Origin of the sequence: Erwinia sp. QL-Z3, assembly GCF_004551645.1 — a bacterium.
In the GTDB taxonomy this organism is placed as follows: Bacteria; Pseudomonadota; Gammaproteobacteria; order Enterobacterales; family Enterobacteriaceae; genus Erwinia; species Erwinia billingiae.
In genome coordinates this window covers 4,869,216-4,881,600 of sequence record NZ_CP037950.1, presented here as the reverse complement: position 1 = coordinate 4,881,600, position 12,385 = coordinate 4,869,216, and the positions used below count along the sequence as shown (strand labels likewise).

The 12,385-nt window shown below is 51.1% G+C and carries 22 protein-coding genes; 21 read left to right on the top strand and 1 reads right to left on the bottom strand.

Annotated features, from left to right (window positions below):
• The first annotated feature begins 425 nt into the window (after nucleotides 1-425).
• From E2F51_RS23450 to E2F51_RS23420, 7 genes are read left to right on the top strand one after another with little or no spacing between them, the layout of a single operon-like run.
• Complete coding sequence (locus E2F51_RS23450) at nucleotides 426-833, top strand: hypothetical protein (protein WP_134824743.1); 408 nt, start codon at nucleotides 426-428, stop codon at nucleotides 831-833.
• Nucleotides 830-1,069 carry a hypothetical protein gene (locus tag E2F51_RS23445; RefSeq protein WP_134824742.1) on the top strand — a complete coding sequence of 80 codons (240 nt, stop codon included), beginning with the start codon at nucleotides 830-832 and terminating at the stop codon, nucleotides 1,067-1,069. Before E2F51_RS23450 ends, E2F51_RS23445 begins: the two co-directional genes overlap by 4 nt.
• Nucleotides 1,066-1,533, top strand: coding sequence for a glycoside hydrolase family protein (locus E2F51_RS23440; RefSeq protein ID WP_134824741.1), 468 nt, complete (start codon nucleotides 1,066-1,068; stop codon nucleotides 1,531-1,533). Before E2F51_RS23445 ends, E2F51_RS23440 begins: the two co-directional genes overlap by 4 nt.
• Entirely contained in the window at nucleotides 1,530-1,874 is a 345-nt protein-coding gene (locus tag E2F51_RS23435; protein ID WP_134824740.1) for a hypothetical protein, read from the top strand. Before E2F51_RS23440 ends, E2F51_RS23435 begins: the two co-directional genes overlap by 4 nt.
• Nucleotides 1,871-2,167, top strand: a complete 297-nt coding sequence (locus E2F51_RS23430; RefSeq protein WP_134824739.1) for a hypothetical protein — start codon at nucleotides 1,871-1,873, stop codon at nucleotides 2,165-2,167. The genes E2F51_RS23435 and E2F51_RS23430 overlap by 4 nt, the downstream gene beginning before the upstream one ends.
• Nucleotides 2,121-2,315: a hypothetical protein gene (locus E2F51_RS23425; RefSeq protein WP_134824738.1), complete on the top strand. Its 195-nt coding sequence runs from the start codon at nucleotides 2,121-2,123 to the stop codon at nucleotides 2,313-2,315. The genes E2F51_RS23430 and E2F51_RS23425 overlap by 47 nt, the downstream gene beginning before the upstream one ends.
• Nucleotides 2,312-2,575 carry a hypothetical protein gene (locus tag E2F51_RS23420; RefSeq protein ID WP_134824737.1) on the top strand — a complete coding sequence of 88 codons (264 nt, stop codon included), beginning with the start codon at nucleotides 2,312-2,314 and terminating at the stop codon, nucleotides 2,573-2,575. Before E2F51_RS23425 ends, E2F51_RS23420 begins: the two co-directional genes overlap by 4 nt.
• A gap of 69 nt (nucleotides 2,576-2,644) precedes the next feature.
• On the opposite strand, the gene E2F51_RS23415 is transcribed toward E2F51_RS23420, so the two are convergent.
• Nucleotides 2,645-2,938 carry a hypothetical protein gene (locus E2F51_RS23415; RefSeq protein ID WP_245174160.1) on the bottom strand — a complete coding sequence of 98 codons (294 nt, stop codon included), beginning with the start codon at nucleotides 2,936-2,938 and terminating at the stop codon, nucleotides 2,645-2,647.
• Between the two features lie 405 nt (nucleotides 2,939-3,343).
• Here E2F51_RS23415 and E2F51_RS24180 point away from each other — a divergent pair, with 405 nt between their 5' ends.
• The 14 genes from E2F51_RS24180 to E2F51_RS23350 all read left to right on the top strand — a co-directional run bounded on the left by E2F51_RS24180 (nucleotide 3,344) and on the right by E2F51_RS23350 (nucleotide 12,356).
• Nucleotides 3,344-3,505, top strand: coding sequence for a YnfU family zinc-binding protein (locus E2F51_RS24180; RefSeq protein WP_256372243.1), 162 nt, complete (start codon nucleotides 3,344-3,346; stop codon nucleotides 3,503-3,505).
• 6 nt (nucleotides 3,506-3,511) lie between these two features.
• On the top strand, nucleotides 3,512-3,721 hold the full coding sequence (locus tag E2F51_RS23410) for a helix-turn-helix domain-containing protein (protein WP_134824735.1): 210 nt from the start codon (nucleotides 3,512-3,514) through the stop codon (nucleotides 3,719-3,721).
• A 73-nt stretch (nucleotides 3,722-3,794) separates the two neighbouring features.
• Nucleotides 3,795-3,992, top strand: coding sequence for a hypothetical protein (locus tag E2F51_RS23405; RefSeq protein ID WP_134824961.1), 198 nt, complete (start codon nucleotides 3,795-3,797; stop codon nucleotides 3,990-3,992).
• Between the two features lie 9 nt (nucleotides 3,993-4,001).
• Complete coding sequence (locus E2F51_RS23400; protein ID WP_134824734.1) at nucleotides 4,002-4,631, top strand: putative metallopeptidase; 630 nt, start codon at nucleotides 4,002-4,004, stop codon at nucleotides 4,629-4,631.
• A gap of 31 nt (nucleotides 4,632-4,662) precedes the next feature.
• Entirely contained in the window at nucleotides 4,663-5,142 is a 480-nt protein-coding gene (locus E2F51_RS23395) for a DUF2280 domain-containing protein (RefSeq protein WP_134824733.1), read from the top strand.
• Nucleotides 5,129-6,601 carry a DNA-packaging protein gene (locus E2F51_RS23390; protein WP_134824732.1) on the top strand — a complete coding sequence of 491 codons (1,473 nt, stop codon included), beginning with the start codon at nucleotides 5,129-5,131 and terminating at the stop codon, nucleotides 6,599-6,601. Before E2F51_RS23395 ends, E2F51_RS23390 begins: the two co-directional genes overlap by 14 nt.
• Nucleotides 6,602-6,613: 12 nt before the next feature.
• Nucleotides 6,614-8,014, top strand: a complete 1,401-nt coding sequence (locus tag E2F51_RS23385) for a DUF4055 domain-containing protein (RefSeq protein ID WP_134824731.1) — start codon at nucleotides 6,614-6,616, stop codon at nucleotides 8,012-8,014.
• A gap of 125 nt (nucleotides 8,015-8,139) precedes the next feature.
• Nucleotides 8,140-8,892, top strand: a complete 753-nt coding sequence (locus tag E2F51_RS23380) for a DUF6651 domain-containing protein (protein WP_134824730.1) — start codon at nucleotides 8,140-8,142, stop codon at nucleotides 8,890-8,892.
• Nucleotides 8,893-8,907: 15 nt separating this feature from the next.
• Nucleotides 8,908-10,032: a P22 phage major capsid protein family protein gene (locus E2F51_RS23375; RefSeq protein WP_013203196.1), complete on the top strand. Its 1,125-nt coding sequence runs from the start codon at nucleotides 8,908-8,910 to the stop codon at nucleotides 10,030-10,032.
• A 46-nt stretch (nucleotides 10,033-10,078) separates the two neighbouring features.
• Nucleotides 10,079-10,306: a hypothetical protein gene (locus E2F51_RS23370; RefSeq protein ID WP_134824729.1), complete on the top strand. Its 228-nt coding sequence runs from the start codon at nucleotides 10,079-10,081 to the stop codon at nucleotides 10,304-10,306.
• Complete coding sequence (locus tag E2F51_RS23365) at nucleotides 10,306-10,698, top strand: hypothetical protein (protein ID WP_013203194.1); 393 nt, start codon at nucleotides 10,306-10,308, stop codon at nucleotides 10,696-10,698. The genes E2F51_RS23370 and E2F51_RS23365 overlap by 1 nt, the downstream gene beginning before the upstream one ends.
• Nucleotide 10,699: 1 nt before the next feature.
• Nucleotides 10,700-11,344: a hypothetical protein gene (locus E2F51_RS23360; protein WP_134824728.1), complete on the top strand. Its 645-nt coding sequence runs from the start codon at nucleotides 10,700-10,702 to the stop codon at nucleotides 11,342-11,344.
• A 1-nt stretch (nucleotide 11,345) separates the two neighbouring features.
• Entirely contained in the window at nucleotides 11,346-12,167 is an 822-nt protein-coding gene (locus E2F51_RS23355; protein ID WP_134824727.1) for a hypothetical protein, read from the top strand.
• A gap of 3 nt (nucleotides 12,168-12,170) precedes the next feature.
• A complete protein-coding gene (locus tag E2F51_RS23350) occupies nucleotides 12,171-12,356 on the top strand; it encodes a hypothetical protein (protein WP_013203191.1) in 186 nt (61 codons plus the stop codon).
• The last annotated feature ends 29 nt before the right edge of the window (nucleotides 12,357-12,385 follow it).

Here is a 12,385-nt window from a genome sequence, read left to right as displayed (position 1 = left end):
GGGTGTTATGACGAATGTTGATATATTTACATTCCTACATGTTACTGTCTGGAAACGGACTCCGTAACATCGGGATAAATCATGGGTGATTACTACTACATGGAAGATTCCAAAAAGTTAAGGTTAAGGATAATTGTGCACAAGACGGGTTGTATGGAGATGACCCGAATAAGAGATGACAGACTTTTTCTCGGAACATTTTACACAAGCAATGATGCATTGAGTGTTGCGATAAAAAGACAGCCTGGGGCAATTAAGTGCCTAAGGTGTTGCTCAAAATAATAATTCAAAGGCTGCCTTCGGGTGGCCTTTTTCGTTTTGCGCTCCGTGAATCCCCTTAAGACTCTCCTGTGTCCATTCTCACGGCAGCGCATTTTATTACAACAGCAAAAGAGCCGGTCTGACCGGGATCGCCGGAGACGGCTATGGCATTTGATATAACCAAAGAGTTCTTCATTGGTGCTGGCGGATCTCTGGCCGCATCCATTGCTGGAGTCATGGCGTTTGGTCGTTACTGGGTTAGCAGCAGGGCGCAGAACGCTAACGACAAATCTCAGATCAACATGCTGCAGTGGCAGATGGATCAGTTAAAGCTTTCCAAGGAAGAGAACAAGCAGCTGCGTGATGAGATCGAAGAGCGTGACGAGACGATCAGAAAGTATTGGGCTGAGATATCAGAAACCAAAACTACGCTCCAGATAATCCAGTTATCCCAAAAACACCTCGAAGAACAAAACACCCTACTTAAGGAGCAGGTGAAAGAACTGACCACTTCAAACATGGAGATGGTTAAGCAACTCATCGAGCTTCGAGAATCCCTGAGGGTTCAATGATGATCAAGAACTCCCAAGGTGAAACCATCCTTACCTGGCAAATGCTGGTGATTATTTCTTTAACGTCATTCGCAATATTTCTTGGCGGGGTTTCATCCGGTTACTTCTACTTTCGTGCTGAGTACCTGCCAAAGGCAGAGGCCCGCGACAAGGTAGTTGAAGAGATTAAGAAGCAGGTCGATCAGCTTCCCACACAAAAAGAACTTAAGCAGGCGGTAACGGAGGATTCGAAGTGAGCCAGATTATTGCGATCCTCAATTACGAAGAGGGTTACCGGGAAATTCCTTACGTTGATAGTGAGGGTTACCCGACAGTAGCGGTCGGCATCAAGATTGGCCCCAAAAATGCCAACCTGGCCAACTACACGTTCCGCGTGCCTAAAGCAGTCAGTGACACCTGGACGCAGTGCATGGTTGACCAGAAAATCCGCGACATGAACACCCGCCAGAATATTGCCATCGCTTTGAAGCAATGCAATCCGGCGCGTGCAGACATTCTCTATTCCATGGCATATCAGATGGGCGTGGATGGGCTGGCGGCATTCAAGAACACGCTGGTGATGATATCTAATGGCAACTTCTCAGGCGCATCCGCCGGCATGCTCAACAGTAAGTGGGCGGTGCAAACGCCAAAGCGCGCACAACGCCATGCTGAAGTAATGCGAACCGGTAGTTATGACGCTTACAAGGGGCTGATATGAGCCTGTTAATTTTCTTCGCCATCATCCTGATCGCCATCTTCGCCTTACTGCTAATTCGCAAATACTCATCAATCGAGTTTGTGGCGCATGCCCGGCTGCTGTTCAAAGCTTGGTCCGTGTGGCTGGCCTCGATCGGATCAGCGTTAAGCGCATGGGTTCAGTCCTTCCCTGATGCCGCTATGAATGGCTGGAACATGCTGCCACCTGACATCAAGTCGTTTCTGCCTCAGAACTACCTCGGCCTGATTGGGGCGTTCATGGTGGCAATGGCCGTCATGTCCCAGTTCATCCGCCAGCACAAGCTGGTAGAGCAGAAGCAGGAAATGGAGCGCAGGCCATGAACGAATTCATCTCACTGTTTACGGGTGGTTGGGGCTGGTTAGCCGGCATCGGCCTGGTTGCTGCAGGGTTCATTGGTAGCTACTTCGGCGGCAAGAAGATTGGCACCGTGAAAACTCAGGCGGCCGCAGACGTTACCGCAGCGAAAGTTGAATCAGCCCAGGTATCTGCCGTTGCTGAAAAGCAGAAAGAAAACACAGAGGTGGTGAAGGATGTTCAGCAAAGCAATTATGCTCTCAGCGATAACGATGCTCGTCGCAAGCTGCAGCAGTCCCGATTCAACCGGTCAGAGTAACCCGACCACGGTAGCTGACTCCAGCTGCACGCTGTTCAGCCCCATCTACACCTACGGCAAAGATTCAGAGCTGATGGACATTCGTACCGTCAGGGAAATCAACACGCATAACGACACCTACGTGAAAGTTTGCGGAGAGCCAAAATGAACATCCTTAAACGAGCCTGGCTATGGCTCACCACAAAACACCAGAAGGAAACACCTGTGACCGACATTACCGCATCAGACACCGCACCAGAAGCAACCACCACCGTGCAGACCGTTATAGTTGATCCAACCCCGGTAGCAGTGGTTAAGACTGGGGTAAAGGATTTCGAAGCGGCTTTCGCATTCGTTGAAGCTGGTGTTGCTCAGCTGGGTAACGCGGCCAAAGACGAACTGAAAGCGCTGGCGCAAAAGTACCTGTAGGCCATTACAAGAGCCATTAACTTTTCCAAATGGCTCTGATAATGCTTACCGAATGACCAGGGAGCGATGCTAGCTAATAGCCTTACCCATAGCTATCTTGAAAGCATTTTCTTTTGCTTCAGACGGATGATTTTCATTCTGAAGAGAAAGCCATTCATGTACGCAATATGGTTTAACTTTCTGAATGGTAACGAAGTGGCCTCTATCCTTGTTCGCTATGTAACCATCTATCACAGGGGTTAATACGCTCTTCACGGTAATAGATAGATTAGATTTAACCCAGATTATAAACTTTAAGTCACCAGGTGATATAACCTTTAAAATCTGTAGGTTATCTTTTCCTGATGGGATCGCTGCTACCACATCCCATTCCATAGCTCACCACGAAATTGTTAAGGGAATTTTAACAATAGAGCATTTAAAGCTAAATTACATCACCTGTACGGGTAATACGCATACAAAAAACGTTGCTATAGCACTATGACACTGATTAGTTTAAATTAATTATGGCAAGGGTAAACTTTCTCTCAACATTCCCCACAAGAGAGAGTGAGAGTGGTAGCGATTAGTCATGCAAACCGCCCTTACAGGCGTGGCGTGACCATAACAAGGCGCATTTGCTAGTGCGCCTAATTAAGATTCACCCCAGAAACATTATCGGCCTAAGGCCGCTGTGATAATCTGCTAATCCATATAGACATCATGGTTTGAGTAAAAAATAACCAGAGGTGGTATGATTAGGCCCATTCACCAAAAAGGCCAAATGCGATGTCCTACTTTAACCAGGTAATGGACCAAATTGCTAAAATCACCTCTTACGCGACTTGTCCTGTATGCGGAGAAAAATCAAAACAGTCCATTAGTAAACAGTCCCATGAAAAGATTATGCTTTGCCCGCATTGCAAATCACTTTTTGTCATCCATGGGTAACTCTCGATGAAAACACTACTTCAGGTCTACTTTGGAAACCGGATTGCATTGCTGAGAAAAGATAAGCATCTGACTCAGGAAGCTTTGGCTGATGCATGTGATTTAGACCGTAGCTATCTCAGCAGCTTAGAAACAGGGAAAAGAAATCCTTCTCTGTCCACCATCAGTAAACTTGCTAAGGCCTTAGGGATTCATATGAAAGAAATCTTCGGCTAAGGGCATCAGGCCAACATTCATGAAGCAAAAAATATACTCAGCCGCCTCCGGGCGGTTTTTTATTGGAGTGAATATGCCTGGCACCTACCGCATCACAGTAACCACTAAGTCAGGTGAAACCCACGAAGGCCTGATGAACCGATCACAGCCTGAGATGGTTAACGGCTTCATCGGTGTAGCCAAAGAAGACGGCTCATGGGTTTACCTGGCGCCGGACGACGTGCTCAAGATGGAGTACGTGCCGGAAGCAAGTGAAGAGAATGCCAATTAAGGGGGAAGTATGCAGAGCGATCAACTTAACCGACCGCGACCAAAGCAAAGCTTCCTTGATGCATTCCATCCTCACATCAGTCTTACCCCTGCCAATGAAATCCACAAATGGGTAAAAGAGCACATCCTCAATGAGGAAGGAAACCTTCATAACCCTGACCACCTCCATCTGCTTGAGGCCGATATCCGCTTCATGTGGGCATCGAGCGCTTTCACAAAGCAGGGTAGGACTGTGTTAGGTCAGGCTGAAGAAGTCGCTATGCGGGCAGGTGGCTGGCAGAAGGCAAGAATGCAGCAACAGATGCATGACTGGTTCGGAGATGTCCCCCGATTCATCATCACTCTTGCAGGGGATTACTGCTCAGAGTGTAGTGACCTCGACTTCTGCGCGTTGGTTGAGCATGAGCTTTATCACATAGCCCAGGCACAGGATGAATTCGGCGCACCTAAGTTCAATAAAGAGGGGCAGCCTGTACTGGCCATGCGCGGACATGACGTTGAAGAGTTTGTTGGCGTTGTCCGTCGTTACGGTGCCAGTGCAGACGTTCAGCAGTTAGTGGAAGCTGCCAGCAAGCCTGCTGAAGTGGCCCATCTTAATGTAGCCAGAGCATGCGGAACATGCCTCATGAAGCTGGCTTAAACATTTATTCAGATTGTCATGGAGGAAGCCAATGGCAGCATTATCGACAGAGGTTAAATCCTTCATCGTACAGTCTCTGGCTTGCTTCGAGCCTCCATCGAAAGTGGTTGAGCTTGTAAAGGCGGAATTTAACGTTCAGGTATCACGTCAGCAGGTGTCGCAATACAGCCCAGGCAATGCCATGGCGGAGAAGCTCAGTCAGAAATGGGTAGATCTCTTTAAGTCGACACGTGAACGATTCCAGAACGAGATATCCGATATCCCGATCGCCAATAAGTCCTACCGACTTCGGACTCTTGACCGGATGATGACAAAAGCCGAGAGCATGAAAAACATGGTTCTGGCTGCATCACTCATTGAGCAGGCCGCCAAAGAGTGTGGTGATGCTTATACCAACCGGCAGAAGGTTGAACACACCGGGAAAGATGGCGGTCCTATTGAGTCAGCCACACTGACAAAAGACGAATACAAAGCTGCGCGGCGGGAGATGTTGGAGGATGACGACTGCTGAGCAAAAGAACTATGCACGCCGGTTAGAGTGTGAAGAGGACGGGCTTTATTACGCTCGATACTTCTTCAAGCAGCGCACCGGCGGAAAGATGATTGTCGCGCCGCATCACAAAGTGATTCAGCAAACGCTGGACCGCGTTATCGATGGTGAGATTACCCGGCTCATTATCAACGTCCCGCCTGGCTACACCAAAACAGAGCTGGCAACCATCAACATGATGGGGCGTGGGCTGACGCTGAACAATCGAGCCCGTTTCATGCACTTGTCCTATTCGCACAACCTCGCTCTACTCAACTCATCAACCGCACGCGGCATGATCAAGTCGAAGGCTTATCAAAGCATGTGGCCGATGGAATTGCGGGATGATGCTGACAGCAAGGCGATGTGGTGGAACGAGTATGGCGGCGGCGTGTACGCCTCTTCAGCTGCTGGGCAGGTTACAGGCTTTCGAGCAGGGCACATGGAGCCAGGCTGGCAGGGCGCATTAATTATTGATGACCCTGTAAAGCCTGACGATGCCTATAGCGAGACAGTTCGCGATGGTGTTAACAACCGCTTCAACGAAACAATCAAGTCACGACTGGCTGTCGAAACCACGCCGATGATCGTGATTATGCAGCGCATACACTACCAGGACTTGAGCGGGTATCTGCTACGCGGAGGTAGCGGCGAGAAGTGGCACCACCTGAATTTGCCGGTACTCGTCGACAACAGCCAGTCCTACAGCGCGCTTTACCCGGAAAACACTCACGCGATACCGATTGACCATGGTCTGCCGGATGGCTGGCTTTGGCCTTTCAAGCACAATGAATCACATCGCATTTCGCTGTTCTCTCACCGCAGAACGGCTGAGGCGCAGTACATGCAAAAGCCACGGCGCTTTAATGCCGAAGGTGCGCTGTGGAATGAGGGAATGATAGCCAGCGCGCGTGCGCTGCAAATTGCTATCGAAGCAACCCGTACCGTTATCGCGATTGACCCGCAGGCAGTGAATAATGAAGACAGCGATGAAACCGGTATTGTGGCCGCCAGCTCATACGGAAAAGGCAATGAGCGCCTGTTTTCTGTCGATGGCGACTACTCCGGTAAATTCTCACCAAACGGCTGGGCCAAAAAGGCCATATGGGCTTATAACGAACATCGCGCTGAAGCGATCGTGATCGAAACCAATCAGGGTGGCGACATGGCCGAGGATACCTTGCGAAATGCTGGGTTTACCGGCCGCATCATTCGGGTGCACGCCAGCAAAGGGAAATACGCCAGAGCTGAACCGATCTCAGCTCTTTATGAACAAGGCCGCGTGGCGCATAGAGGCAACCTCTACGCCCTGGAAAATCAGCTGATGGAGTACGTGCCAGCAACCTCTAAAAAATCACCAGACCGGCTCGATGCGCTGGTTTGGGCAATAACCGAATTGTTCCAGCCGAAAGGAACGACGGTCAGGCCTTTCTCTGGATAACTGGATAAAACAATGAGTAATGACGTTCGCAAGAGGTCAGCAAAAGTCGAGGCCATCGCCACTTGCTGGCCGATGATTACTGCCTTACTCGGCGGTACGTCTGCAATGCGTGATGCCGGGAAAGTTTATCTTCCTCAGTGGCCGAATGAGGATGAAGGCTTTTATAAAAATCGCCTGAAATCTGCCACTCTGTTTCCTGCTTTCTCACGAACCATTGAAGTGCTCAGCGGAAAGCCGTTTTCCCGTCCGGTTACGTGGGATGAGAAGAAGGTACCTGAGAGCATTCAAAAAATGTTCCCGGATATCGATATGCAGGGAACAAACCTGCATTCGTTCCTTGCCAGCGTTTGCGAAGAGGCAATGGGGTATGGCCTGAGTGGGATTCTGGTTGAGCATCCCCCCACCGAAGGGAACCTGACGGTAGCTGAAGAGAAGCGCCGTGGGCTAAGGCCTTACTTTGCCAAGATAGCCGGCAACAGTTTGCTGGACTTCGACTCAAAGCGGATTGATGGTCAGGAGACATTCACCATGCTCCGCTTCGTGGAAGTGGTATCTGAGCGTGATCCGCAAAATGAGTTTGCTGAGAAACAAATTGAGCAAGTCAGGGTGCTGAATATCGGCAGGTGGCGAATCTATCGTGAGAAGAAAAACGAGACGACTGGCACCATAGAGTGGAAGTTGCATCAGGAGGGCACAACCAGCCTGCAGAAGATAACCTTCGTGCCGGTATATGGTGACCGACTGGGATTCATGCAGTCCAAGCCGCCAATGGCTGAACTGGCCTTCCTGAATGTTGAGCACTGGCAGTCTAAAAGCGACCAGCAGACAATCCTTCACGTTGCCCGCGTACCGGTCCTCTTCGGTAGAAAGTTGGGTGATGGGCCGATCACGGTAGGTGCCGCCTCAGCGATAGTTTCTGATGAAGAAGGCGCTGATCTCAAGTACGTCGAACATACCGGCAAAGCCATTGAAGCCGGCCGTGTTGATATCCTCGACCTTGAGGATAAGATGCGGCAAATCGGCGCTGAGCTGCTTGTTGTGAAGCCTGGACGGCAAACGGTTGTTCAGACTGTGGCTGATAATGAGGCCGGTACATGTGCATTACAGCGCATCATCGGCGACCTCACAGACGCAACAAATCTCGCACTCGAATACATGGCTGAATGGATAGGCGAAAAGGAAGGCGGTTCGATAACCATCTTCAGAGACTTCGGCGCGGCCACACTGGCAGAAGCATCCGCTGAGTTGTTGATGGATATGAATGTTGCCGGAACGCTTTCTGATGAAACGCTGTTCTACGAGATGCAGCGGCGCGGCCTGATTAACAGCGATGTTAAATGGCTGGAGGAGAAAGGGCGCATTGAATCCCAGCCGCCGAAAGCCTCCAAAGTAAGCACACCTCTCACCGGCTAGCACCCCGCTGGTTGGACTGACTCAGGCTCACGTTAACGCGTGGGCCTTTTTTATTGCCGAAATTCTGCGGATGCAGAGCGGCGCACCGGGCCGGATGGCCTAACGATAAGGTTGGAGGACCAGATATGAAACTGAAACTCGACGAAAACGGCCATGTAGTTGTATCCGATGGCAAGCCTGTTTATGTGCATGACGATGGCAAAGAAGTAGCCTTTGACGCTCCTGGCACTGTCCAGACTATTTCCCGCCTGAACGGTGAAGCAAAGTCACACCGTGAGCGTGCGGAGTCAGCTGAGACGGCTGTGAAAGCTTTTGAGGGTATCAAAGACCCCAAAGAAGCGATGAAGGCACTCGAAACCATTAAAAACCTCGACGCTAAAAAACTGGTGGATGCCGGTGAAGTCGAGAAAGTCCGCGCAGAAGCGATCAAGGCGGTTGAAGACAAATACGCTCCGATTCTTCAGGAACGTGATGACCTCAGCAACAAACTGATCGCCGAAAAAGTTGGTGGAAGCTTCGCCCGCTCGAAGTTTATTTCAGAAAAAATGGGTATTCCCGCCGACATGGTGGAAGCCCGCTTTGGTAATAACTTCAAGCTCGAGGGTGACAGCGTCATCGCCTACGACAAATCAGGCAACAAAATCTTTAGTGCAAGCAATCCAGGCGAAGCTGCCGGGTTTGATGAAGCGCTGGGGATTCTCGTCGAACATTACCCATACAAAGACCAAATCCTCAAAGGCACCGGCGCATCAGGCGGTGGTTCTGGCGGTGGCAATGGCGGTAGGGGTGGCAAAACAATTTCCCGCGCCCAGTTCGAAGCACTCAGCCCAACAGAGCAGAGTTCCCAGGCTAAATCAGGCGTTCAAATTACCGATTAATAGGAATAAAATTCGATGGCTAACACCCTCACCGGCCTTATCCCTGACTTGTACGAATCACTGGACGTAGTTTCTCGTGAACTGGCAGGTTTTATCCCGTCCGTCACTCTGGATGCTTCCGCTGAGCGTGCTGCGCTTAACCAGGCTATTCGTATCCCAATCTCACCCGCCTCAGCTGCAGAAGATGTCGCCCCTGGCCAGCTTCCGCCAGACGACGGCGATCAGGTGATTGGTAACACCCCATTCACCATCTCCAAATCACGCATGGTGCCGTTCCGCTGGAGCGGTGAAGAGCAGAAAGGAATCAATAACGGTCCAGGTTATAGCAACATCCGCCGCGACCAGATTTCGCAGGCAATGCGTACTCTGGTTAACGAGATTGAAACCGACCTGGGCAAACTGGCATACCTGTCTTCACGCGCATCCGGTACCGCCGGCACCACGCCATTCGCTACTAACCTGAGCGACACCGCGCAGGCTCGTAAGATCCTTTCTGATAACGGCGCACCGCTGAGCGATCTGCAGTGTGTTATCGACACAACTTCTGGTGCCGCACTTCGTACCCTGGCTCAACTGACCAAGGCGAATGAAGCGGGTACTACCGCGTTACGTGCCCAGGGCACGCTGCTGGAACTGCATGGCTTCAATATTCGTGAGTCGGCTGGCGTGGCAACCCACACCGCTGGTACTGGCGCGAGCTATGTGACCAATGGTGCGCTGGCGATCGGCGCAACCGTCATCCCGGCACAGACCGGTACAGGCACCATTCTTGTTGGTGATGTCGTCACCATTGGGGCATTCAAATACGTGGTCACCTCAACGCTCTCTGGTGGTTCATTCACCATTGGAGCACCTGGCCTGCGTGCTGCTGTTGCCACCGGCGCGACGATTACTGTTGCCAGCAACTTCACCGCGAACTTCGCATTCAGCCGTTCAGCAATCGTATTGGCAACTCGCGCGCCTGCTTTGCCTGAAGAGGGCGATATGGCCGATGACCGCATCATGATCACCGACCCGCGTACCGGTATGGCGTTCGAAGTTTCGATGTACAAACAGTACCGCCGCGTTCGCTATGAAATTGCGGCCGCATGGGGCTGCCAGAACATCAAGCCTGCTCATACTGCGATCATGCTGGGCTAACAACTCTGCCGCCGGGAAGCTGGCGGCTTAACTCTGGAGAAATATCATGGCTACCAAGTCTGAAGCTAATAATGACCAGACCAATGAACAAACCAACGATCTCGCCAATGTCGATAACGCTGACGCACTGAAAGCAAAAGAGAGTGTCAAGCTTGTGACGATGGTGCGTGACCCGGATATCTACGAAGCCCCGCATGAAGCCAGTGTTCATCCTGATGAAGTTCAAAACTACCACTCAGGCGGCTGGGTAGAGAAGAAAGACGAGGCGAAGTAATGCTCACCGATCAGCAACTGGCCGACACGCGGCGATATATGGGTTATTCAATGCTTGGCGATATAGTTGCTGATGACAACAGCGACTCAGCTTATGGCTGGGTTTCTGCTGGTGCATGGCAGACTTTGGCTCATCGCCTTAAAACTCTGCGTCCCGAAGAGGAAACAATCGTCGTTAAATACCTCACGACACTGGCTACTCTCGAGGACGCAATCCCGGCTTCTGGCGACAACCTCGATACTGACCAGGCTGCGGTGTGGTATCACAATAAAAACGAAGTTCGTGACCGCACTAAGCTTTACACGCAGTGGCGTCGCCAGCTCTGTGGTTTCATTGGCATAGCTCCGGGGCCATCACTGGGCAACGGTATCACTCAAGTTATCAGGGGGTGATATGGATGCTGCAAAGCTGAGAAGTAAGGTTTATATCGGCTATGGTAAAGCGGCGAAGCGTATCGGTTATGATGCTCAGCAGTTCAGGGCAACAAGTGCAGCGGATCCGCTTGCAACTGAATCAATTCAAACGCTGCCGGCATCTTTCACCACAAACTTCTCTTACAGCGCACCGAATAAATACGGGCAGGCTACGTGGCTAGGTGTGTTTGATGGGCGTGAGTTCCTACCCGGCGATTTTCTGGTTTCCCCTCAGGATGGCACTTTCTTTGTGGCCGCAATGCAAACCACTCTCCCGATCTATTGTGTTCAGACCAACAGAATCATAAAGGTTCTTCGGACAACGCAGGAGCCGGGGAATGGCGGGCTGCAGGGATATGGGGGCACAACCGCGGCTAACGAGTTGGCGATTATGTCTGGCTGGCCTGCCAACATCCTGCAGGGTACGAAAGGGGAGAAAAGCTCCCTGAATCTACCGGCAGATGCAAAAACGCCATGGTATGCAATTCTGTTTCCTGCTTATCCGGGTATCACTCTGCGTACCAGCGACATTATCACCGACGATATAGAGCGCCGATATGTCATCTCAAGTGCTGAATTAACCGATATGGGCTGGCGCGTGACCGCGATGCAGGCAATGGTGTGATATGGCTGACCAATCAGAAGTAAGCAATGTGATAGCCGCGAAAGTGGCTGCAACGGTATATCCGAATGGCACTGCATCACCAAGCATCGCAAATGCAGTCATCAAGATTTACCCGGGCTGGCCTGTCCCTAACATCCTTCAGCAGGATATCAACGCTGGAGGTGCCCATATTTCAGTGTGGGCATTACCAACTGAGCGGAAGATTGGGAGTGAATTGGGGCGCCCTTACCGGGTAATCAGTACCGGCGAACCTCCGATGATAGCAACGGTATCAGGTCAGCAGGTGACTCTTTCCGGTGCTATATCGCTGCCGACGAACGTTTACTTTCTGATTGATGGCGTTGGATTTCACTATCCGGTTCAGGGGGGCGATTCACTTACCTCAGTAGCTACCGCCATGGCATCCCAGATACCTGGCGCGAGTAATGCAGGGCCGGTGATTAGCATTCCTGATGCCAGAACCATTATTGCGCGTACTGGCGGCGTGGGCACGGCTTCGAGAGAACTTCGCCGACAGGAGAAGGACTTCCAGATAACCGTTTGGGCGCCTTCACCACAAATGCGCTCCCTGATAGGCCCTGCTCTTGACTCTGCTTTGTCAGAAGAGAGCAATGTTTCACTGGGCGACTTTGCCCCGGCCTACATACTTTATAAGCGTCAGTTTGATACTGATGCCAGCGAGAACTACCTCGTTTATCGCCGCGACCTGATTTACACCGTCAACTACGCCACAACTCAAACCATTGCAGCGCCGCAGGTTATCGCTCCTGTGATGAATATTACCGACACCTCTGGCAACCTCATTAAAACCATTCTGGAGTAAAAAATGGCAGATTCTGCAGAAGAAACCGCACCAGTCGCTAAGGCTGATACGAAAGGGCCAGGCTACATCCTGGTGGTTCGCCATGCCTTTGCTGACTATCAGGTTGGTGAAGAGATTAGCGACTCAGCAACGATCAAAGAAATCCTCGAAGGTGAGCAGGCCGTGTACGTGATCAAGCGCGCCGCGTAATTCATCCCCTGTGACATCCCAACCCGCCC